The organism is Mesorhizobium sp. WSM4849 (assembly GCF_055811385.1).
In genome coordinates, this window is record NZ_JBVVPW010000018.1 from 92,516 (window position 1) to 114,185 (window position 21,670).

General features: G+C 61.0%; 24 protein-coding genes and 2 pseudogenes. 9 read left to right on the forward strand and 17 right to left on the reverse strand.

Annotated features, from left to right (window positions below):
* Positions 1-27: 27 nt before the first annotated feature.
* The 7 genes from AC0L3L_RS21050 to AC0L3L_RS21080 form a co-directional block, all read right to left on the reverse strand.
* The gene (locus tag AC0L3L_RS21050) at positions 28-720 is read right to left on the reverse strand and encodes a class II aldolase/adducin family protein (RefSeq protein WP_292179337.1); all 693 of its coding nucleotides are present in this window, start codon (positions 718-720) and stop codon (positions 28-30) included.
* Positions 717-2,099, reverse strand: coding sequence for an FGGY family carbohydrate kinase (locus tag AC0L3L_RS21055; RefSeq protein ID WP_473638990.1), 1,383 nt, complete (start codon positions 2,097-2,099; stop codon positions 717-719). The genes AC0L3L_RS21050 and AC0L3L_RS21055 overlap by 4 nt, the downstream gene beginning before the upstream one ends.
* A gap of 82 nt (positions 2,100-2,181) precedes the next feature.
* Positions 2,182-3,030 (reverse strand): sugar phosphate isomerase/epimerase family protein, encoded by an 849-nt coding sequence (locus tag AC0L3L_RS21060; protein WP_419696439.1) that lies wholly within the window; start codon positions 3,028-3,030, stop codon positions 2,182-2,184.
* Positions 3,031-3,035: 5 nt separating this feature from the next.
* On the reverse strand, positions 3,036-4,031 hold the full coding sequence (locus AC0L3L_RS21065; protein WP_473638991.1) for an ABC transporter permease: 996 nt from the start codon (positions 4,029-4,031) through the stop codon (positions 3,036-3,038).
* Complete coding sequence (locus tag AC0L3L_RS21070) at positions 4,028-5,029, reverse strand: ABC transporter permease (RefSeq protein WP_473526346.1); 1,002 nt, start codon at positions 5,027-5,029, stop codon at positions 4,028-4,030. The genes AC0L3L_RS21065 and AC0L3L_RS21070 overlap by 4 nt, the downstream gene beginning before the upstream one ends.
* Complete coding sequence (locus AC0L3L_RS21075) at positions 5,022-6,536, reverse strand: sugar ABC transporter ATP-binding protein (RefSeq protein ID WP_473638992.1); 1,515 nt, start codon at positions 6,534-6,536, stop codon at positions 5,022-5,024. The genes AC0L3L_RS21070 and AC0L3L_RS21075 overlap by 8 nt, the downstream gene beginning before the upstream one ends.
* Before the next feature lie 85 nt (positions 6,537-6,621).
* On the reverse strand, positions 6,622-7,611 hold the full coding sequence (locus AC0L3L_RS21080) for an autoinducer 2 ABC transporter substrate-binding protein (protein WP_077381096.1): 990 nt from the start codon (positions 7,609-7,611) through the stop codon (positions 6,622-6,624).
* 211 nt (positions 7,612-7,822) lie between these two features.
* On the opposite strand from AC0L3L_RS21080, the gene AC0L3L_RS21085 reads away from it, so the two are divergent.
* Positions 7,823-8,881, forward strand: coding sequence for a LacI family DNA-binding transcriptional regulator (locus AC0L3L_RS21085; protein ID WP_473484880.1), 1,059 nt, complete (start codon positions 7,823-7,825; stop codon positions 8,879-8,881).
* Positions 8,882-9,145: 264 nt separating this feature from the next.
* Here the strand turns inward: AC0L3L_RS21085 and AC0L3L_RS21090 are convergent, their stop codons facing one another.
* From AC0L3L_RS21090 to AC0L3L_RS21100, 3 genes are all read right to left on the reverse strand, one after another.
* Positions 9,146-9,790 carry a hypothetical protein gene (locus AC0L3L_RS21090; RefSeq protein WP_473638993.1) on the reverse strand — a complete coding sequence of 215 codons (645 nt, stop codon included), beginning with the start codon at positions 9,788-9,790 and terminating at the stop codon, positions 9,146-9,148.
* 210 nt (positions 9,791-10,000) lie between these two features.
* Positions 10,001-10,306 carry a PfkB family carbohydrate kinase gene (locus tag AC0L3L_RS21095; protein ID WP_473638994.1) on the reverse strand — a complete coding sequence of 102 codons (306 nt, stop codon included), beginning with the start codon at positions 10,304-10,306 and terminating at the stop codon, positions 10,001-10,003.
* Positions 10,287-10,634, reverse strand: a complete 348-nt coding sequence (locus AC0L3L_RS21100) for a carbohydrate kinase family protein (RefSeq protein ID WP_473638995.1) — start codon at positions 10,632-10,634, stop codon at positions 10,287-10,289. Before AC0L3L_RS21100 ends, AC0L3L_RS21095 begins: the two co-directional genes overlap by 20 nt.
* A gap of 296 nt (positions 10,635-10,930) precedes the next feature.
* On the opposite strand from AC0L3L_RS21100, the gene AC0L3L_RS21105 reads away from it, so the two are divergent.
* Both AC0L3L_RS21105 and AC0L3L_RS21110 read left to right on the forward strand, forming a co-directional pair.
* A complete protein-coding gene (locus AC0L3L_RS21105; protein WP_473638996.1) occupies positions 10,931-11,842 on the forward strand; it encodes a hypothetical protein in 912 nt (303 codons plus the stop codon).
* An 80-nt stretch (positions 11,843-11,922) separates the two neighbouring features.
* Positions 11,923-13,398 carry an FAD-dependent oxidoreductase gene (locus AC0L3L_RS21110; protein WP_473638997.1) on the forward strand — a complete coding sequence of 492 codons (1,476 nt, stop codon included), beginning with the start codon at positions 11,923-11,925 and terminating at the stop codon, positions 13,396-13,398.
* Positions 13,399-13,426: 28 nt separating this feature from the next.
* Here AC0L3L_RS21110 and AC0L3L_RS21115 read toward each other — a convergent pair whose 3' ends face one another.
* From AC0L3L_RS21115 to AC0L3L_RS21130, 4 genes are all read right to left on the reverse strand, one after another.
* Complete coding sequence (locus AC0L3L_RS21115; RefSeq protein ID WP_473638998.1) at positions 13,427-13,891, reverse strand: YbhB/YbcL family Raf kinase inhibitor-like protein; 465 nt, start codon at positions 13,889-13,891, stop codon at positions 13,427-13,429.
* A gap of 53 nt (positions 13,892-13,944) precedes the next feature.
* Positions 13,945-14,382, reverse strand: coding sequence for a DUF2267 domain-containing protein (locus AC0L3L_RS21120; protein WP_473638999.1), 438 nt, complete (start codon positions 14,380-14,382; stop codon positions 13,945-13,947).
* A gap of 160 nt (positions 14,383-14,542) precedes the next feature.
* Positions 14,543-15,889, reverse strand: coding sequence for a Do family serine endopeptidase (locus AC0L3L_RS21125; RefSeq protein ID WP_473639000.1), 1,347 nt, complete (start codon positions 15,887-15,889; stop codon positions 14,543-14,545).
* Between the two features lie 120 nt (positions 15,890-16,009).
* On the reverse strand, positions 16,010-16,216 hold the full coding sequence (locus AC0L3L_RS21130) for a sugar phosphorylase (protein WP_473639001.1): 207 nt from the start codon (positions 16,214-16,216) through the stop codon (positions 16,010-16,012).
* 361 nt (positions 16,217-16,577) lie between these two features.
* Between AC0L3L_RS21130 and AC0L3L_RS21135 the strand changes: the two genes are divergently transcribed.
* Complete coding sequence (locus tag AC0L3L_RS21135; protein WP_473639002.1) at positions 16,578-17,504, forward strand: NADP-dependent oxidoreductase; 927 nt, start codon at positions 16,578-16,580, stop codon at positions 17,502-17,504.
* A gap of 123 nt (positions 17,505-17,627) precedes the next feature.
* Here AC0L3L_RS21135 and AC0L3L_RS21140 read toward each other — a convergent pair whose 3' ends face one another.
* Positions 17,628-17,993, reverse strand: a complete 366-nt coding sequence (locus AC0L3L_RS21140; RefSeq protein ID WP_473639026.1) for a hypothetical protein — start codon at positions 17,991-17,993, stop codon at positions 17,628-17,630.
* A pseudogene (locus AC0L3L_RS21145) lies at positions 17,906-18,160 on the reverse strand (YbhB/YbcL family Raf kinase inhibitor-like protein); the annotation flags it as partial. The gene AC0L3L_RS21140 and the pseudogene AC0L3L_RS21145, both read right to left, overlap by 88 nt.
* Before the next feature lie 92 nt (positions 18,161-18,252).
* Between AC0L3L_RS21145 and AC0L3L_RS21150 the strand changes: the two are divergent.
* Positions 18,253-18,361, forward strand: a pseudogene (locus AC0L3L_RS21150) (DUF4396 domain-containing protein); the annotation flags it as partial.
* A gap of 115 nt (positions 18,362-18,476) precedes the next feature.
* On the opposite strand, the gene AC0L3L_RS21155 reads toward AC0L3L_RS21150, so the two are convergent.
* A complete protein-coding gene (locus AC0L3L_RS21155; protein WP_473639003.1) occupies positions 18,477-18,908 on the reverse strand; it encodes a hypothetical protein in 432 nt (143 codons plus the stop codon).
* A 170-nt stretch (positions 18,909-19,078) separates the two neighbouring features.
* On the opposite strand from AC0L3L_RS21155, the gene AC0L3L_RS21160 reads away from it, so the two are divergent.
* From AC0L3L_RS21160 to AC0L3L_RS21175, 4 genes are all read left to right on the forward strand, one after another.
* On the forward strand, positions 19,079-19,261 hold the full coding sequence (locus tag AC0L3L_RS21160) for a hypothetical protein (RefSeq protein WP_123147254.1): 183 nt from the start codon (positions 19,079-19,081) through the stop codon (positions 19,259-19,261).
* Between the two features lie 8 nt (positions 19,262-19,269).
* Complete coding sequence (locus AC0L3L_RS21165) at positions 19,270-19,491, forward strand: hypothetical protein (protein ID WP_123147253.1); 222 nt, start codon at positions 19,270-19,272, stop codon at positions 19,489-19,491.
* A 301-nt stretch (positions 19,492-19,792) separates the two neighbouring features.
* Positions 19,793-19,957 (forward strand): DUF3309 family protein, encoded by a 165-nt coding sequence (locus tag AC0L3L_RS21170; protein WP_077381102.1) that lies wholly within the window; start codon positions 19,793-19,795, stop codon positions 19,955-19,957.
* Positions 19,958-20,244: 287 nt separating this feature from the next.
* Positions 20,245-21,651: a PAS domain S-box protein gene (locus AC0L3L_RS21175; RefSeq protein ID WP_473639004.1), complete on the forward strand. Its 1,407-nt coding sequence runs from the start codon at positions 20,245-20,247 to the stop codon at positions 21,649-21,651.
* Positions 21,652-21,670 lie beyond the last annotated feature (19 nt).

Here is a 21,670-nt window from a genome sequence, read left to right on the forward strand (position 1 = left end):
TCTCCTCTAAAATCTGCCGCAGCAGCGCTAGACCGCAGCGTCGCGCGGCCGCGCCAAATCGTTCGTTCCCTCCGGATCCGGCGCTTGGCCATAGCTCATCTTCTTCATCTGCTCGATCACCCGCGCCATCTCCTCGTCGGAAAGGACCGGCGGCTCGCCAAGGGTAAGCGCCTGGACATACATGCGCGATAGGGTTTCGACCTCGTTCGCCAGCCACAACGCCGCTTCCATGGTCTTGCCGAGCGAAATCTGGCCGTGCTGGCCGAGCAGGCAGGCGAGGCGACCCTTGAGTGCCACCAAGGCATTGTCGGACAAGGCCTGCGTGCCAAAGGTCGCGTAGCCGGCGCAGCGGATGGTCGTACCGCCCGCCACTCCCGTCATATAGTGGAAGCTCGGGATCGTCTTGTGATGGCAGGCCAGTGTCGTGGCGTAGAGCGAGTGACAATGCAGCACGACGTTGATCTCCTGCCGCTCCCTCAAAATGTCACGGTGGAAGCGCCACTCCGAAGAGGGCCGTCGGCCGACATAGGTACCGTCAAAGTCCATCTCGACGATGTCTTCGGGCGTCATCGTTTCGTAGGGCAGCGACGAGGGCGTGATCAGGAAACCGTCGCTGGAGCGCACCGACAGGTTGCCGGCATTGCCCTGGTTGATACCGCTGGAGTTCATCCGGCGGCAAACATCCACCATTTCGCGGCGCAGAGCGCTGTCATCAGTCATCGATCGTTCCTTTTGCTGGTCTTGCCCTGTTGCAAGTTGTTTCGCTTGATCAGTTCGCGCCACCGCTGTGCATAGGCTGCGAGCGCCTCATGATCGCCGGCAAAGGCGGCCGGCAGGCTGAGCGCGATCGGAGCCGGCGTGTCACGAGTTTCATGCTCGCCAAGTAGCGCCGCACCCGAAGCGGTGCCATAAGAGTCGAGGTTGTAGACCGTTTCGGCGTTTGGCCGCAGCGCGGCAACCAGTGTGGCGTAGAGCGGGTCTCGCAGGAAGGTGCCATCCAATGCAACCAGCCCGTTTTCGTTCAGCGCATCGATACATTCTACCGTCAGCAGCGCGGCATAGAGCACCGCGAGCGCCTTGCGCTCTGCAGGGGTTTCTGCAGGCGGCCCTTCAAACCGGCCGCGCCCAGCGCTGCCTGGAAACAGGCCGTCATCGTCGCCGAACGACGGCAATGCGAAAGTGCCCTGCTCGATCAGCAACCTGACCAGCGCAGCGTCGGCTGCATTTCCTTCTTGCCCCTGCCCTGCCACATGACTGAACTCACGTCCGCCCATGGTCAAAACGCCGCCGACCGGGCGTCCTGCCACGTCGCTGTTCAGCACCATTCCGCGATTTTCATCGAGCGGGTCGAGAGGTGTCGCCGCGCACATTCCGACAATCCAGGTTCCGGTAGAGATCACGCAGGCGTCGCGCATGCCTGCCGCCTGATAGCGGTAGAGGTTCAGGCTGCTGTCGTGGCCGCCGGTCAGAATAGAAAGCTCTTCCGGTATGCCGTGCCGACGCGCCAGATCCTGCCGGATTGGCCCCAACCTCTCCCAGGCCGGATGAAATGGTGGCATGAGGCGCTGCCATCCCTGCCCCGCCACAATGGGCGCCCACCGCTTGCGCACATTGTTCCATAGATGTGATTGCGCCGAGAGGATCGTCGTTTCAGCCGATGGCACGCCTGACAGCCGCCAGGCCCAATATTGAGGCAAGCCCAGATACCAACGAGCCCGAGCGACGCACTCCGGATCAACCTGCTGCATCCAGTACAGCTGGCGCGCCTGGTGGGCGGCCTTCAGCATGATCGTGCTGCCGCGATCGAAGAAATCGCCCGAAAGCGGCGCGTAACCATCGCGAATTGCCGGCGGCAGGTCCTGCTCGTAGTCAATCATCGGCAGGGCGCAAGTGTCGTCGGGATCTGCGTTCACCAGAACTCCCGCGGAGCCATGTCCGGTGCCGACCACCTTTTCCAGCGGATGGTGTCGGCACAAAGTGGCGAGCGAGCCGAACAACCAGTCGCTGATGCCGTTGAGATCGTGCTGCCGCCAAGGTGGACCGGGCCGCACTTCGTTGTGGACAGAGAGGCTCTCCACAAGCACGCCGTCGAGCGTCATCGCGGAGAGCTTTATGTTGGTCTTGCCGACGTCGAAGACGGCGATCCTTGCGCCGTCCGCCTTCTGCCCGTGATCCATCGTGTCAGATCAGACCGTATTGGCGAGCCTTGTTGCGCAGGAACGGCAAGCCATTGCCCATCACTTCGGCCTCGTCCTTCGCAACCGGCCGCCAGACCGAGAGGCCGTAGGAGACTTCCGGCGGCATGTTGATGAAGCTTTCCATGGCAAGTCCGCCCTTGAAGCCGATCGCCGCCAGCGTTGCGTAAATCTCGTCCCAGGGGCAGTTTCCGGTGCCTGGTGTGCCGCGATCGCTTTCAGACAAGTGGATGTACTTCAGGTGATCGCGGGCGGCCAGAATGCCGTTGGCGGCCCCCTTCTCCTCGATGTTCATATGGTAGGTGTCGAGATGAACAAAGATGTTGTCGGCCCCGACTTTCTCGACCATCCAGACGGCCTGCGCGCCGGTATTGATCAAATGGTTCTCGTAGCGGTTCACCGCCTCGATTCCGAGCTCGATGCCGCGCTTCTTGGCGTGCTTGGCGGCGACGGTCAGCACATGCGCGATATTGTCGTATTCCTTTTCGGTGGGTGGCAGGCCGGTGCGTTCGCCGATGCCACCGAAAATCACGCCGGAAAGCGCCAGCGCGCCCATCTCGGCGGTCTTGTCGATCGCCACTTCGAGATGTTCGATGGCGGCATCCGGCCGCACCGAGGCCCAGGCGCGCTCCGGCAGACCAAGCGAGCAAACGGCAGGAAGATTGTGCTTTTCGAGCAAGGCGCGTGTGTGCGCGGCATCGACCGCCGGCGCGTTCAGAAGCGCGATCTCGATAAAGTCCATCCCGTATTTGACCGAAGCCGTAATCGCCTTCTCCGCGCCGGCCCGATCCCAGTTCATCGTCCACATCGAGGTGTGGACCCCAAAACCATGCATCTAACTCACCCTCTGTTTGTGTTTAGGAATTTGAGGCGCCCGGCAAGCCAGCGCAGGATCATCACCGTGATCATCAGGACGCCCCAGACTGCCGTCGCAAGATGCTGGTTTGCGCCCATCAGATTGAGTCCCGAGGACAGAAGCTGGAGCACGACCAGCGCAACGAAGACCGGGATCACCCGACCGAAGCCGCCGAACGGATTGACCCCGCCAAGGAAGCAGGCAAGCACGGTGATCAGCAGGTAAGACTCGCCGTGGCCGACACGCACCGAATTGAAGCGCGCCAGCATGATGATGCCGGCGACCGCGCTCATCGCCCCGGACAATGTGTAGACGAGAACCTGCACCTTGCGCGTATTGATACCGGAATAGCGCGTGGCCTCGATATTGGAGCCTATCATGTAAGTGTTGAAGCCTAGCTTCATGCGCGTCAGCAAGACGTGCCAGATCAGCACGCAAGCGATGAAGATGAGCAACGGCACCGGGATGCCAAAAATCGAACCGTAGCCGATCGGCGCCAGGAAGCCGGGAATGCCGGACACGTCGCCGCCGCGCGTCAGGAATTCGCCGAGACCGCGCAGGAAGATCATCATCGACAGCGAGACCAGGATCGGGTGAGCCTTGGTGTAGGCGATGACGAGCCCCATGATCAGCCCGCTCAGTGCGCCGACCGCGATGGCAAGGACCGAGCCAAGGACGAAGGCGCCGATGCCAGCGTCGACGCCTCCCTGGCTTTGCAGTACCCAAGCCAGCGTCAGGCCGGCCATGTTGGCCGTGAAGGTGATGGCCAAGTTGAGGCCGCCGGTCAGGATCGGCAGCAGCATGGCGAGTGTGAGGAGGCCGAGCTCCGGCAGCTGGAAGGCGACCGATCCAAAGGTAGCACGGGAAAGGAAGTTCGGCGCGGCAAAGCCGAACACGACCATGACCGCCACGAACGCGGCAAACGGACCTGCAAGTTCGGGGCCGAGCGCGTTGCGGACGCGTTCAATCAAAACCGTCATGAAGGCACCCGTCGGCTTTTCAGGAACGGCAGCAGGCGTTCGATGCTGGTGTTCGACAGGGTGATTGCGGCAAGAATGATGGCGCCAACGATCATCTTGAATGCGAAAGGCGACACACCCATCAAATTAAGTCCGTTCTGGGTAATCGAGACCAACAGAACGCCCAGAATGCAGCCGAGCACGCTGCCCTTGCCGCCGCCGAGCCGCGCACCGCCAAGAACTACGGCTGCCAGGACGTCGAGTTCGCGCCCATAAAGGGCATTCGGCACAACCTCCTGCGCGTAATGCGCTTGGACGAGACCGGCGATACCCGCCATCAGGCCAAGCCAGCCGAAGGCGATAAATTGCATGGCGCCGATATTGATGCCGAAGCGGCGCGCGCCCTCCGGGTTGTCGCCAAATGCGTAGAGCTGGCGACCAGTGGTGGTGCGCGTGATCAACACCCAGGTCGCGAAGACGCATATGGCCATAATGAGCACTGGCAGGGTGATCTCCGCCCAGCTGCCGTCAGCCATCTCTCGCTCGAACAGCACGACGCGGGTGGTGAGCCAGTCCGGCAGATTGTAAATCGACACGCCGCCTGTGAAGAACATCAGCAAGCCGAAGAAAATGTTGAAAGTCGAAATCGTGGCGACGATCGAGATGATCCTGAACCTGTGGATCAGGAAGGCGTTGATGCAGCCCAACGCGACGCCCAAGGCGCCAGCGATGATGAGGCCGATAATCCAGTTCCCGCCGCCGATCCAGCCAAGGACGGTCGCCGCCAGATATTGCACAACGGAGGCGGCAACCGCGAAGGAGATGTCAATGCCGCCGGCAATCAGCACGACGAGCAGGCCGACGGCGAAGATGATGTTGACCGAGCTGGTGTTCAGAAGGTCAAACGCGTTGCCGAGGGTGAAGAACCGGTCCGTCGCGAACGAAAGGAAGACGCAGATGACGGCGATAACGGCGAGCAAAGCCAGTTCCGTTGCGTGGGAGCGGACAAACCTACGCATAGACCGCCTCCTCGATCGCCTGGAGGGTCGTAGCGCCCGGCGTAAATTCGCCGACAATGCGCCCCTGAGCCATGTGCAGCACACGGTCCGCGTTGAAATAGACTTCAGGCACCTCGTCCGAGATCAGGATAATGGCCAGGCCGCTGTCCGCCAGCTTGGAAACGATGTCGAAAATGCCGGCGCGCGCGCCGACATCGACGCCGACCGTCGGTGCGTCGAGGATAAGCAGCTTCGGGTCGGTGGCCAGCCATTTTGCAATGGCGACACGTTGCTGATTTCCCCCTGACAGGGTCGAGATCGCGTCGTCCTGCTTTCCGATCCTGACGCCAAGATCCCTTATCCAGCGATTGACCAGAGATTGCTTGCGATCGCTCGAAATGAGACCGCCCGTAAGGATCTTGTCCAGCGAGGCGATGACCATGTTGTCGGCGATGGCCTGGGGCTGAATGAGACCGAGCGACAGCCGGTCTTCCGAAAGATAGGCGACGCCGGCGGCGATCGCGTCACGGTTGGAACCGAAATGAACGGGTTTGCCGTCCAGGACGACAGAGCCCGATTTCGGCTTGCGCATGCCAAACAATGTCAGCGCCAGTTCGGTGCGCCCTGCCCCAAGCAACCCGGTGATGCCGAGCGTCTCGCCGCGCCGGACGGTCAAGGACACGTCCTCGAATTCGCCGGGCCGCGACAGCCCCTTAACCTCAAGCATGACCGGGCTCGTGGTTAAATCGCGGTGCAGGACGGAATAGTCGAAGGTCTTGCCTGTCATCAACTCGGTGATGCGCGATTGGGTCAGGCCTTTGGTCGGATAGACGCCGACCAAAGCGCCGTCGCGCAACACCGTCACGCGGCTGGAGATTTCAAGAACCTCGGCCAGGCGATGACTGACGAACACAACGGCGACGCCCGACGCCGACAGATTGCGCACAATGTCCAGCAGATAGTCGGTTTCGGATTGGGTGAGCGACGCCGTCGGCTCGTCCATGAAGACGAGCTTCGCCTCGCCGACGAGGGCGCGCGCGATTGCTACGATCTGCCGCTGTGCGATGGGAAAGTGGTGGAGTGCTAGATCGACATCGAGGGTAACACCAAGACGTTGCAAGGCGTTGATCGCCACACGGCGCATCTCGGCATAGTTCACCAGCCGCGGCCAGCGGCCGATGACGGTCTGGAACGCGATATTCTCGGCGACAGTCATCTCGGGAAACAGGGCGAGGTCCTGCCAGATGACCTGAATTCCGCCGGCCTGCGCCGTAACCGGCGACATATGGGAGTAGCTCTGGCCATCATAGACGATCACGGCGCCCGCCTCGGGCTTGTACACGCCCGTAATGACCTTGATCAGCGTGCTCTTGCCGGAGCCGTTCTCGCCGGCCAGGCAATGCACCTCGCCCGGCAGCACCTCAAAGCTGACATTCTTCAGCGCCTTCACGCCGCCGAACGTCATATTGACGTTGCGGAGCGACAGCAGCGGCCGTGATGCGGCGCCATCGAGTGCCTGATCAGCCATCGAGTTGAAACCTGGATCCAATCGCATTTGCAATCCTGCAGCCAGGCCGGCTCGACGCCGGCCCGGCTGCCATTAGCTTGAGGCCTTACAGGCCCATCGCCGCGAGATCGTCGACAGTGTCCTTGTTGATGGGGACCAGCTGATCGACGATGATGTTACGGTTTTCGAAGTCCGGCTTGACTGTCCCTAGCCCTTCGATCGTATCGCCGTCCTTGATCTCGTTGCCCTTCATGAGATGGTCAGCCAGCGTGACGAAAACCTCGCCCGCCTGCTTCGGATTCCACATGAAGCCGCCGGAGATCGCGTCGCTTTTGATGAGCTTCCGGCCCTGGCCTGGCGAGAATGGTCCGAGCACGAAAATTTCGCCCACCTTCCGGCGCTCTTCGATTGCGCGGCCAGCGCCGATCGGACCTTGGCTGCCGAAGGCGAGGAAACCCTTCAAGCCTGGATTTGCGGAAATCAGGTCAAGCGCAGTGCTGCGGCTCTTGTCTACATCCTCGGCGACGCCATAACGTTCGCCGACAAGCTTCATGTCCGGGTTGTTCTTCTTCAGATATTCGATTGCCGCATCGGCCCAGGCATTGTGCAGCGGCACCGTCAGCGAGCCGACGAACACTGCGTACTCACCCTTGCCGCCCATCTTCTCCGCCAGGAGCTTGGCATGAGCCTCGCCGAAGCCGGTCGCGGACGCGAGTTCGAAGTCCCAGTCGGCGCCCTTCTGGCCAGGCGATTCATGCGTGATGACGATGATGCCGGCGTCCTTGGCCTTCTGCAGGACTGGTTCAAGCACTTTCGCATCATTCGGCACGACGCCGATGACCTTGACGCCCTGCGCGATCAGATCCTCGATGGCGCGAACTTGCAGTGCTGGATCAGCGCTGGTCGGGCCGACCATGAATGCGTCGATCCCGAGCTTCTGGCCGCGCTCCTTGATACCCGCCTCCATTGCGTTGAACCACGGAATGCCGCCGATCTTGACGACGACGCCGACCTTGCCGGCCTGCTGTGCCATCGCAGCGAATGACCCGCCAATCATAAGGGTCGCGGCAAGCGCCGCGATCATGAGCTTTTTCATCTGTACTCCTCCCATAACGTTCCTAGTGGGAACACACTCGAGCCGTCGAACGACGGCGGCCGTTAGAAACCTCCCCTAAAGAGACGGGGCACTTCCCCATCGGCCATCCACCGGTTTTCGCTTGCACAATCGATGGTGCAGAAACTATTGTGCATCGAGAAGCTCTCGTCAAGCGGGATATTGCTCTAAATAGACGCGCCGGAGGCGCCAGATGGATCAGCGGGTCAAGAAGAAGGCGACGATCTATGACCTATCCGTGCTATCGGGCAGTTCGCCGTCGACCGTGAGTGCCGTCCTGAACGGCACTTGGCGCAAGCGCCGCATCAAGGAAAGTACGGCGCAAACAATTCTCGACCTCGCCGAACTCCACCAATACACCACCAATCTGCAGGCGCGAGGCTTGCGACGCTCGCGATCGGGCCTGGTCGGCCTGATGCTGCCCGTCCACGACAATCGCTACTTCTCCTCCATGGCGCAGACGTTTGAGGGGCATGTGCGCAGCCGCGGCCAATGCCCGGTCGTGGTTAGCGCCAGCCGCGACCCGGAAGAGGAACGGCGGACCGCGGAGACGCTGATCTCCTATTCAATCGACCAGCTCTTCATCGTCGGCGCCACCGATCCGGACGGCGTGCACGAGGTCTGCGAACCGGCGGGGCTGAGGCATGTCAACATCGACCTGCCGGGAGCGAAGGCGCATTCGGTGATCAGCGACAATTATGGGGGCGCACGGATGCTGACGGAAGCAATCATCCGCCGCTTCGGCAATGATGATCCCCTGCGGCCGGACGAGCTGTTTCTGTTTGGCGGCCGCAACGACCATGCCAGCCGCGAACGCATCGCCGCTTTCCATGCGACCAAGAAGGCACTGCTGGGCGTCGACCCTGAAGACGGTGTGCAGTCCTCCGGGTATTCGCCTGATATAACTTTGCGTGCCTTTGAGGCGTTCTACCAACGCCATGGCAAGCTGCCGCGCGCGCTGTTCATCAATTCGTCGATCAATATGGAAGGTCTGCTGCGTTTCATGGCGGGCCGGCCGGCGGAGATGTTTAGTGAGCTCGTCGTCGGTTGCTACGACTACGATCCGTTCGGCTCCTTCCTGCCCTTCCCGGTAATCATGGTGCGGCAGAATGTTGAGGCGATGATTACGAAGGCGTTCGACTTGATCGATGAACCGACGACGACGCCACAGACCTTCCTGATTGCTCCAGAGTTGATCCAGCCCAGGTCTGCGCTGAAAGGGCCGCTCGACACTTTGAAGGATAGAGCGTGAGTGCGAAATGGCGCGACAGGGTGACCCTGCACGCCCGAGATTTCAATGGTTTATCATGCCGATCGGCATTGAGACCGATGCCGAACCGCCGCAGAACCGCTTCTCCGAAAGTGCCGCCGGCCGCCTTCTCCTGGCTGCTTCGCTCGCAGTGATCCCATATTGGAGCCACGGTCGCCATTTCCCTATCACGAAAGTGTCGCCGTCTTCACTGTGAGCCCAATACGGGGCACGTGGGCGCAGGGAAAAGACCAACAGCAGCGAGCATTAGAAGCGATAGCGGATTCCAAGAGTGTTCGCATTAGAACCCTCTTTCATATCGCCAATTATACCATCGGCGCCGGATCTATGGTGGAGCTGGTAGACAAGTTCGACATTGGGAGCTTGCCTGACTCTGAACGAAAGCTCCGCACCAACGAAGCCGAGGAATGATGCATCGCCATCGTAGCGGATTTCGCGATCGCGCTCGATCTCGGTAGGGCCTGTAACGGCACTGAATCCAGCGGTCAGTGCGGGCGCAATCGCCAAATCACCAATGACAAGGCCCTGGTGGCGAAGTCGCGCTCCGACCCAAAGTTCGCCTGATGTATCATCGTCTTCGCCAAATCTTATGGCCGCGCCGGTGACGCCACCAAGAACGAAACCAGCGCCTATATCGACGAGATCGCGACCGTATGCGGCCCCGATTATATAGTTGTCCGTGTAGTCGGCACCAAAAACGTTGATCGTATCCCCGAAGGCCCCGCTCGCAAACACGCCACCAAAGACATAGACATCATTCTTCGTCGGCAGACCTTCTGTGAAAGGATCTTGGGTCGCAAAATAGATAAAGGGAGAATTGTCATCGGCGAGTCCAGAACTGACTGAAGTGCTCAAGATCACCGCAGCCAGGGCCACCTGCAGTCCACGCATAGACAAGCTCCGAATCAATCCATTTCCATGGTTGGCAATTGCACAGGGAAAAACAAGGTACGAACTGGTTTATCGCCGAAATACTGGATGCGGGTACATCCTAATGGCTCGAACCATTCTTTAGGCTTTGGCGGGCGCGCGCAGGTGACCTTCGCCACAGGCCGTAACGGCGCAGTCTTCGGCCGCCGGCCTAACAGTAATGGCATCAGCCTATACCAATTCGCGCCCGTTGCAGCGTTCGACTGACCCGATCATCTGCTGGAGTTCCATCATTGATGGATAGTATTCCTGTGCGCCTTTTTTCCTGACAGCAATCGCCGAAGCCGCGACGCCCCAGCAAGCGGCGTCGTAGGCGGACTTGCCGTCGAGCAAGGCGACGGCCATTGCCGCGATAAACGCGTCGCCTGCACCCGTCTTGTCGACCACATCGACCGGCGGGGCGAGAATTTGCATTGCGTCGTGATCCAGTGCGAGAAAGCAGCCACCGTCTTCGAGCTTAACGCATGCTATCTCCACCCCGAGCTTTCGTGCCGTCCTTCGGAACCGCCACGATGGCAACGCCAGTCGGGACGTCGCGGGCGACGCCGACGGACCCGAGGTCGAGCTCCGCCGCCTTCAGCGGACCGACTGCGATCTCCGCGAACCGGTCGTCGCCGACGCGCCCGATAAGCCTCGTCGGAACGCCGAGGCGATGGGTGAAATACGCAACGTTGGCGGCTTTGCCGCCGGCGCGTTGGGCGAAGCCACTGGCCCTAACGGTGCCGCCATCGCCAAGGGAGCCCTGAACGTCGAACTGCAGATCGGCATTGATGCTGCCCAGCGAGAGCACGATCGGGCGCGGCAATGAAACCTCCTCAACCATTTCGTGCGAAAGTGAGCGACTGACCAAGGAACTCGTGAACAGACGGAGGGTTCCGGGGTCGGGCCGGCGGAACGGGCTGGTGCTTATTGCGATGGCCAAGGAACCCGCCGCCGACCAGATCGTTTGCGATCTGACCCAGACCAATCGGAACGGAGGCAGACATGCTCGACATGCCGCATGCTCGCAACTGCGACGCGCACATAGCCGGCCGGCACGGGCCGAAGCATGCCAGGGCCGGAGCACCCGATACCTATCCGTTCGGGCTCTAGACCAGCGCTATGCTGCGCGACGTTGACTATGTCCTGCGAAAACTCGACTGGATGCGCGCCGAAGGCATCTGGCCCAACGGCCTGCGCTATCTCTGGACCGATGCTTTTGGGGTCGTGCTCTATGTCTCGCTTTACAAGGAGCTCGGCGAGGAACGTTGGCTGAGTGAGGCTGAACGGCTGGTGGCGGAGGTCGAGCGTGTGCTCGGTCGGCTGCGCGGATTGAGGATCGGCCAAGCGGCAGATCGCGACGGACAGTATTTCCACTACCTGGCGATGTGGCTGTTCGCCTTGGCGCGTCTCGGCGATCTGAAACCGCGATACCGCGCCCGCGGCATTGCACTGGCGCGGGACATCCATCCGGCCTTCGTGATCCCCGGCCGCGGCGTGATCTGGAAAATGCAGGAGGATTTGAGCAGTCCTTTTCCCGGTTACGGCCTCGGCAGCATGGACGCCTACGATGGTTACGTCTCCTACCGGATGCTCGATGAAGACGCACTGGCGCCCGAGATCGCGCAGATGCATGACCTGATGGAGCGCGACTGGCGCACCCTCGACATCGAACAGGATCTCGGCCTCGGCATGATGCTGTGGCTCGCCCACTTCTTTCCCGCCGAGCCATGGGCCAAGGCGCAGACGAAACGTTCGCTGCGGAATTTGGAAACGATGTGGGTCGACCCGCCGGGCTATTTCAGCCGCGCGCCGTGGCTGCCCGATACGAGGTTCGCCTTCACCAATTACGGCGTGTCGCTGGGCCTGCAGGCCGCCGGCGTCTGGCCCGAGCGTATCGGGAGGTTGAACACTTTCTTCGAGAATTGGCGCTCCGGCGACGAATACGATCGCGAGGCGATCACCTGGGTGATGGCTTGCACCTCGCATCTTCCCGGTGCGTTTGTAGCTTCCGGACGGCCAAACAACGACTGAAGACGGTAAATCCGGAACGTTTTCGCGCCGGCGCGGGTTGTCGATGGAGATGCATCGAAGCGCATGGGACGCCGGTAAAAATGGCCATTCTTTCGGGAAAACCGGGAAGCTGTTGGGTGGCGGCAGCCACCGCTACGAACTATTCTCCGCTCGAGGGCTCGATCCATGCCGATGCCGTTGTCGTGGGCGCCGGCATTGTCGGGCTCACGACGGCGCTTCGCCTTTGCGAGGCCGGTCGGTCGGTGATCGTCGTCGAAGGCCTGCGGACAGGCGGCCAGGTGACAGGCCGCTCGACGGCCAAGATCACGACGCAGCACGCGCTGATCTATCGCCATCTCATCGACACTTTCGGGCGGGACCTGGCGCAGACCTATGCCGATGCGAATTCCGCCGGCGCCGTCCAGATCCGGGAATGGGTTCGCAACTATGCCATTCCCTGCGATCTCGAGGCCAAGGACGCCTATACCTACACCTGCGAAGCAAGCCAGCGCGCGGAGATCGTGGCCGAGGCAGAGGCCGCGCGCCAAGTTGGGCTGGACGCCGATGTTCTGGAGCGCGCGCCGCTGCCTTTCGAAACGGCCGCCGCTCTGCGTTTTTCCGACCAGGCCCAGTTCAATCCGGCGATGTATCTGGTTGGCCTGGCTCAAGCGGTGACGGCCCGTGGCGGACCGATTTTCGAAAACAGCCGCGCGATCTCGATCGGCGAGGCAAGCCGCTGGCGCGTCGTCACCGACAGCGGCACCGTTCACGCCGAGCATGTGGTCGTCGCCACCAACATGACGGTGAAGAGCCCCGTCGGAATGGCGAACCGCACCCAGCCGCGCTGCCACACTGCCATGGCGTTTCGGATCGATGACCCTCTTGCTGTCGACGGCATGTTCATCGGCATCGACGATCCGACGCATTCCATCCGCACCGGCCGCGATGCCGAAGGCCCGCTGCTGGTCGCGCTCGGCCCCAAGTTTGACACGGGCCAGGACGGCGACGTGGCGAAACGGTTCGTCGAGCTGGAACAATGGGCAAGAATGAACCTTCCAGTTGGGGACGTTGCGTGGCGCTGGTGTAATGAGGACTATGATACGGCCGATAGAGTTCCGTATGCCGGCGAACCCGATCCGGACAAAGCCTCCGGTTTTCATATCGCCACGGGATTCAACGCCTGGGGCATCACCAATGGAACGGCCGCAGGCACGATGATCGCGGATTTGATCTGCGCTCGGTCGAGCCCATGGCAAAGGCTGTATGACCCGGCGCGGTCTTATCCCGAGGACTTTCACAAGAATGGCCGCAGCCAATCGATTGTCTCAAGCCTCGACGACATCGTGCCCGGCATGGGCGGTGTGATCGTCAGGGGTGACGAAAAGATCGCGGCGTGGAGAGACACTGAAGGGGTACTCCACCCCGTTTCGGCGACATGCACCCACAAGGGCTGCACCGTGACCTGGAACAACGCGGACAACACCTGGGATTGTCCTTGCCATGGCTCGATTTTCGCCGCCGACGGTTCGGTCATCCATGGCCCGGCTCGAGAACCGCTTGCCCCGGCCGCGCTGTAAAAAAGGCGGCGACTGACACGGCCCGGCGTTACCGTGCGTAGGTTCCGACCAGCTCCGTCTGCTCCAGCGCGTGCTTCTGGGCTTCCTTCCAGACAGACTGCACGCCCGCCTGTCCCGGCACACTGAGGCTCGGCACGTCGAGCGCGGCCAGCCGGAAATGATAATGATGGACGCCATGCCCCACTGGCGGCTGCGGGCCGTCGTAATAGGCATTGCCGAAATCGTTGGTGCCTTGGCGAAGTGCCGACGGACCTGGCTTGCCATCCTGCGCCTCGGCAAGCTCGCCGGCATCGGGCGGGATGTTGAACACCGCCCAGTGCCCGAAAATCCCGCTCGGCGCGTCGGGATCCTGCACGACAAGAACGAGACTCTTCGCATCATCCGGAACACCGGACCACTTCAGCGGTGGCGAGACGTTCTGGCCGTCACGGGTATACCTTTCAGGGATTTTCCCGCCAGCCGGGAACGCCGGGCTGATAAGGGTAAGTGGCATTTCTATTTCCTCAAAGAAGCGTTACGGCCAAGACTGCCGAGATCTGGCGCTGTTCACGCTGCTTGCTGAGCTTCCGCGACGCGCCTGATTTCTGCTGGCAAGGATTCCCAAACCTTGATCATCTGCCCCTCTCCCACATGGTGAGCGAGCACCTTGGATACGACCCGGAATGCATCCTTTGAATCGACCGGTCGGGTGAATTCCAGCTCCGCGTTGATTTTGGCCAGAAACTCGTCGAGCGAACGCAACTTCTCGGGCGTCTTGGAAGGCTGATATTGGTCGTAATAGGCGCCGCGCACGAGGATCGGCAGCTGCGAGCCGAGGTGGGCCGCAAGATCCGGTTGCATGCGGTCCCGCAGGGCGTGGAGCACCGCTCCAAGAACATGCCATGCGATCTGCCGATCCGGTCCCATCTCGGCCATGATCTCGTCGAGCCAGATGTTTGTGGTCTGCAGCGTCTTGTCGAATACGTCGAGTCCGGTGGCGCTCATCGAAGCCTCCTTTTTTTGCTAGCTGTTCGAATGACTCATTCGACGAAACGGCCTTGGTCGGCTGTTGTTCCCGTTGCCAGCCCCGTTTGTCAGCCTAAGAGGCGATCTCTTGCGAAAGCGTGCGATCTATCCGGCCAAGCTTACGCTCGATGCGTTCCCGTCAAGATTTGGGCATGGCCACGGCAACGAAAAGCGACTCCCCCTGCCTGTCGATGCGGAACAGGATGGGCTTGTTCTGCTGGCGGGATTTCGCCCACTCCTCTTGGACGTCCGATGGCTGTGTCACATTCCGGTTGTTGGCCGAGACGATCACGTCCCCAGGCCGGAGGCCGTTTTGGCCGGCGAGGCCGTTCGGCGCCACTTCTTGCACGAAAACCCCGGTGGTGCCCGGCTGGAGTCCGAGCTGCTGGCGCGCCTCGTCGGGGATCGGGCTGAGTGACAATCCAAGACGCGCATCTGCCGTTTCCTGCTTTGGTACGGCGCCACTTTGTACCTCCTCATCGTCGCGCTGACCGACGGTCAGAGCTATTTCCTGTTGGCTGCCCCCGCGGTTCCTTGTGAGCGTCGTCTTTGTCCCCGGCTTTTGGCTCGCAACCGCGAGCGTCAGATCGTGGACGCTCCGGATGTCCTTGCCGTTAAAACGCGTAATCACGTCTCCCGCCTGTATGCCCGCCTTCTCCGCCGGACCGCCGGGTTCGACCGAAGCGACCAGCGCTCCATTGCTGCCAGCTACTCCAAGCGCCTCGGCAAGCGACGGGGTGACCTCCTGGAGGCGCACCCCGATGAAGCCACGCTCAATCCGGCCGGTGCGGATCAACTGGTCGACGATGCTCCGGGCGGTGCGGGATGGTATCGCAAAGCCAATTCCTATGCTGCCGCCTGAAGGGGACACGATGGCCGAATTGACCCCGATGACTTCGCCGCGCGCATTGAACAGGGGACCGCCGGAATTGCCCCGATTGATTGAGGCGTCCGTCTGGAGAAAGTCGTCGTAAGGACCAGCCTGAATGTCGCGCGAACGGGCCGAAAGCACGCCGACGGTGACGGTCCCTCCGAGCCCGAACGGACTGCCGATCGCGATCGTCCATGCGCCGGGTTGTACTGCATCGGAGTCACCCCAGGCGGTCGTCATCATATTGGGCCGTGGATCGACCTTAAGCACGGCGATGTCGGTCTCCGGATCGCGGCCAACCAGTTGGGCGGGCGAAGTTTCCTTGTCCGAAAAAACAACGTGGATTTCAGTCCCGTCGGCAACAACATGGTTGTTGGTGACGATATAGCCCTCTGGGCTGATCACGAAGCCGGAGCCAAGAGCCTCCCGCACCTGCGGTTGCACCGGTTCAGGGCCGCCGAAAGGGCCGAGAAAATCGTTCAATGTCGTCTGGTCCTGGATAATCTGTCGGGTGGTTATCGCGACCACGGCCGGAATTTTCTGGCGCACGATCGCCGTGAAGTCGTTCGGGATTTCCTGGGCTACGACCGGAGCAAAGCCGCCGGCCGAGAGCATCAGAATTCCGGTGATCAGGCCGGCGCAGAGTCTTTTGTTCAACACCGGAGACATGGTGGTCTGCGACTCCTTCAGCGTTCAGTGATCAAGCATATGACCGTTCCAGCATGAGCAAGCGGCTCACCAGCGGATTACGACAACCTTGTCGTTTCCGTTGGCGAGCTCGACAGCTTCGGTGCCGTCCGGTTTGCGGCTTTCGATCCAGGCACTGTCTACTGTTTCTATGCCAGCAATGTTGGCCGCAAAGGCCTCGTCAATCTCGGCGGCACAGACCAGAGTGTTCGGTGGCAGGTTCTTCACTTGGTCCATCAACTCGCGAAGCCTCATGGCAAACCTCCTTGGCACAGCTAGGGCCCGGATTCTTTCGGCCGCACACTCCAACCATGTGCCTCCAGAAAAGTTCCCTGACGAGATTGCGGGAATGTCACGGGATGAACTCTGCGCAAGGTCTCTCGTAGAGCCCGGGAGAACGGTCTTTGAATGCCACGACCCGACCGGAAATTCATCGGAACTTCCGGCCCGCAGTCCGGTTAGGTGGACAAGGCTTTGAAGCGGATTGAGTGAAAGATGATGTCCCCAGTGGTTGGTGAAATCCGCATTCGACTGCCAGGATCGCCGCGTATCCCATTCACCCGATGCTCGTCCCGCTTCCAGACCTGCGCTGGACCGCGAAACAAGGAGGAACTCCATGGCGACGATAAAAGCAGTCCGTATTCATAGGTTTGGCGGGCCAGAGGTTCTGTCGCTGGACGAGGTTCCCATGCCTCAGCCCCGTGACGACGAGGTCACGCTCAAGGTCTGCGCAGCAAGCGTCAATCCCGTCGACTACAAGACCCGCGAGGGTTCGGTGGGCGGGGATCTGCCCGTTACGCTCGGCCGCGACGTATCGGGCGTGGTGGAGCTGTGCGGCACGCGGGCGCATACGTTGAAGAAGGGCGATCCGATGTTTGCCATGCTTGGCAACGACCGCGGTGGCAACGCCGAATACGTCGTGGTCAAGGCGACGGAAGCGGCGGCAAAACCGGAACGTCTAAGCCATGTGGAAGCCGCCGCCGTGCCGCTTGCGGGGATTACAGCATGGCAGGGCCTTTTCGACCATGGCGACCTCAAATCCGGGCAGCGGGTTCTCATCCATGGCGGCGCCGGCGGTGTCGGACATCTGGCGATTCAGTTTGCCAAGGCTGCGGGCGCATTTGTCGTGACGACCGTTGCTGCCGAAGATTTCGATTTCGTCCGCGAGCTTGGCGCCGACCAGGCCGTCGACTACAAGAACCAGCGCTTCGAGGACGAGGTCGAAGACATCGATATGGTTTTTGATCTGGTCGCGGGCGACACACAGGACCGCTCCTGGAGTGTACTAAAGCCCGGCGGGATACTTGTTTCCACCGTTTCTGAGCCCTCGGCCGAACAGGCACGCCTGCATCAGGCGCGTGGCGCTTCTTATCTGGCTGAGCCAAATGCGGCGCAGCTTGCGAGGATCAGCCGCCTCATTGACGCCGGCAAGGTAACTCCGTTCGTGCAGGCGACTTATCCTCTGGAGGAGGTCGCTAAGGCCGAGGAACGGCTGGAGAGAGAGCATACGCGCGGCAAGATCGTGCTTCAGGTGGCCGCCTGAGCCCGGATGCTCGAAGTTCCCCGGAATGTTCAAGTTCAAAGTGAACCAATTCTGCGGACAAGCCGTGCCTGCGGACCGCATTCAGCCATTACGAGCATAAGAACGAAGCTGCTTGGCGCTGATTCATCCGTAAGTGCCGATTAATTCCGCCTCACCCAACATGTTTTCACGGGCAGCCTGCCACACCACCAGGGCATCGGGTTCCGGGCCGATGGGAAGATTGGCAATGCCAAGGGCCGCGAGCCTGAAGCGGTAGGTGTGTGGCTTACCGCCCGGATGCTGGTCGGGTCCATCGTAGTGAAGATTACCGAAATCATTGAAGCCATGAGGCAGGTCCTCGGTTCGCGCTTTGAACTCCGCCCTTCGGCCAAATGACGCCGGTCTCCGCCGATGTCGTAGACGACCCAATGCCGGGACGCCTGTGACGGTGCATCCGTATCTTCCATTACGAGCACGTAGCTCCGAGTGCCCGGCGGCGGATCGCTCCATTCCAGAAACGGAGAGAGATTATCGCCGCGCCGGGCATGACGATCCGGGATGGGCTGGCCGTTCTGAAAGGCGGGACTGGTCAAAGTGAACGCCATCACTTTCTTCCTTGCTCGGCTAGACTCGTCGAAATAGAGGCGCTGGGCGCTCTCGTAGCTGCCTTCTTCCATCAGACGATCCCAACAACCACAACCGGCTATTGTTCCTCCGAGAGCGATGCATATGTGGTGGTATGGATCGTATGAGCGCGGGCCGTGTTCACATGAAGTCGAGCTTCATCCTGGTCACCCTTTAGATGGGGTCCGCTCGAATTCATGCTCGCCGACAATGAGCCCCGACCGGGCGAGCATGAGGTCTTCACCCGGCCGCTCTGAAAGCACGGCATCGGCTCCACCATCCACTGCGTTGCAGGCAATGCCACCAGCACCTGGCGGCCAGTCGCGAACGAGAACGATCAAGACTTGTCGTCACCGTTCTGCGCTGGCCTCAATGCACAAACCTTGCCCTCAGCCAAGCCAGAAGTCTGTTGCCGGTAATTGTCCGGCGAACTCTGGCGGCAGCCCATCGCGCTTGCATCGTAGCACCGACGTGGCAGTGACAGACGATGTTGTGCAACTGCCAGTCACTGAGTTCGAAGAAGCGCTTTGCCTCACCGTAGGTATCATCTTTCAGACCCATCGCGCGCAGCACCGGATCCTCATAGGCAACTGTGATCGGCGAGCCAGCGCCACGCGCTACAGCACGGGCTTCAGGACTGAGATATTCGGTGCCTGAAAGCGCTCCAAGGCAACGCCGTGGATTTTGTTCGAGAAGCATTGCCCAACGCTCGATCCGCTGCGTCCGAGACATGGTCGGGTATGTCGCCGAGGGCTCAACTTTTGCAATTGTCTGCAGTTGGTCGAGTGTTTGGTGTTTCATGGTCGGCTCCTTTCGATAGGTCGAAGTGCCCACGCCCTAACAAAAGATTATTGCGCTGCGACGCGCCGACAAGGCCGGAATTGGCAATGTTAGAAGTTTGCCCCTCGCACGGTTCGTTTCAGGAACCTTCTCGGGGGCCTGCTTGTTTTTGCTAGTGAAAGGAGAACGTCATGAGCACAAAACCACCACCCGTTCCGGCCGAGAACCAGAGTCCTAAGGGTCCGGGCGACAGGAAGTCGGTTCCTGTCGACCAGACGCAGCACAGCCATTCCGCCCCAAATCCCGACAAACAGGGCCAGCAGGGCAACACGAAAGTCAATACGACCCATCAGGGCCACCAGCAGGACCGTTAGGTGATTTCATGTCCACGTCGAAGAAGACCCGCGCCAGCATCCGCCATGGCGGTCCTGGCGCATCGCACGAAAATGCCAAGGAGCCGCTGGTGATAGAAAAGCCGCCAGCCGATTCCGATCTGCGCAGCCGCAGCAAGATCTCAGGCGGCGGAGGCGAACGCGACAGCCACCATACTCATGACCCCGAAAAGAAGGGCGGCGGCACCCGACCGGCACGCCAAGGAAGGTGAATGATTATTCACGTCTTCGTTGAAGCCTGCGGCGTGGCGCCTCGCATTTTCGCATGAAAATCCGAGGCGCCGAACATCATCAGGCCGTCTGACTGTGAGCACCGCCTGGCGCAGTGGTCCGGGCCCGCTGGCTCCCGGCCGGCGGGCTTTCTCGTGAGCTTACCGGCTTTTCCCGCTAGACGAGCGACAACGATGCTACTTCCGGTGGAACAGGAAGCCCCTCTGGGAGTTCATACCGTCATCAACAGGCGCATGGGCGTGCCCTTGTATGGTGCGGCAGCGCAAGAATGGGAGAACCACCATGAGCCTCGGAACCATACTCATCATCATTTTGATCCTTATCTTGCTTGGCGGGTTCAGCGGTCTGGGTGGCGGGCCGTTCTACGGCACTGGCTATTATGGCGGTGGCGGCCTCGGTCTCGTGCTGCTGATCTTGATTATCCTGGTCCTTCTCGGACGCATTTAGTGCCCGCACGATTAGGCGGACAAACTTCAGCGTTGATCCGGTGTCGCTCTAATGCATGTCGCGCAAAAGTGCGCAGCGGTTTTGCGATAACGACATGCATGAAAACAACAACCTAAAGCGCGTCGCGTGAGGTTGGTTGAGGTCGGTCGAACGCGACGCGCTTTAGGCCTCGTCCGGGAATGTCGCCGCGGCTGCGGACAAGGGGCGCACGTGATTGTCCCGACGGAACCGAAATCGCTCAAGGGCATTATGCCCGCTGCAGAAATCCACGAGAATGGCGCCCATACGTGAACTTCGTTGAACAAGCCGATATCGGCCTCGGAGTTCCGGGGATTCCGACTGCCGATCTGATGCAGGCACTGCCCGTCGCCATCTACACCGTCGACGAACAGGGACGTATCACCTTCTTCAACGAAGCCGCAGCCGAGCTCTGGGGCCATCGTCCTGTTGTCGGTCGGGACCTATGGTGCGGCTCGTGGAAGCTTCGTCATCTGGACGGTCGGGATATGGCGCATGGCGAATGTCCGATGGCCGTGGCGCTACGCGAAGGACGGGATGTCTCCTGGGACCAGGCGATTGCGGAGCGGCCGGATGGCGAACTCGTCCCATTCAGGGCTTACCCACGCCTGCTTCGCGACGAAGCGGGCAATGTTGTCGGTGCCATCAACACGCTGCTCGACCTGCGCACGCAGACGCTGGGCGATGAAGCCCGCATGCGTCTTGCCGCCATTGTCGAGTCGTCGATGGACGCCATCGTCTCGAAGGACATGAATGGCATTATCACCAGCTGGAACGATGCTGCAGAACGCCTGTTCGGCTATACGCCTGCCGAGGCGATCGGCCGGCCGGTGACGATGCTCATTCCGCCCGATCGTCTCGACGAGGAAGTCTCGATCATCGGCCGCATCCGCGCCGGCGAACGCGTCCCCTCCTATGAGACGATGCGCCTGCGCAAGGACGGCACGCTCGTTTCGGTCTCGCTCACCGTCTCGCCGATCCGCGACACCATCGGGAGGGTCGTCGGCGCCTCCAAGATCGCGCGCGACATCAGTTCCCACAAGGAGAGCGAACGGCGCATCCGTCTGCTCATGCGCGAGGTCAACCATAGGGTGAAGAACCAGTTCTCGGTCATCATCTCGATGATCCGCGAGACCAGCAAGCTGACGAGCACACCTGAGGCTTTTCTCGGGCAGGTCCGGGAGCGCATCACGGCGCTTTCGGAATCCCATGATCTCCTGGTCAATGCCGAGTGGCGCGGCGCCACGGTCGGCGAACTCATCCAGGCACAGCTCAAGGCCTTTGCAGCGCAGTCCCGCGTATCGATGGCCGGGCCAATGCTGATTCTGCAGCCGAACGCCGTGCAGTATCTCGGCATAGCCTTTCACGAACTCGCCACCAATTCGGCAAAACATGGAGCGCTTTCCTGCAACGGCGGACGCGTCGAAATCGATTGGAATGTGATTCCTGCCGGCGACGGCGCCGACACCTTTCGACTGGTCTGGCGTGAGTTGGACGGGCCGATCCTGGATGCTGTCAGGGGGCGCGGTTTCGGAGCGGTCGTCCTCGAGCGAGTGGCGCCACAAGCTCTCAGCGGCAGCGGGCGGCTGGAGTTCCACGAGCAAGGCGTCACCTGGACGCTCGAGGCGCCGCTGCATTTCGTCCAGGCGTCAATGCAGGATAACGCCGCCGATTGAAAGCGCCCGGGAAGCTGAA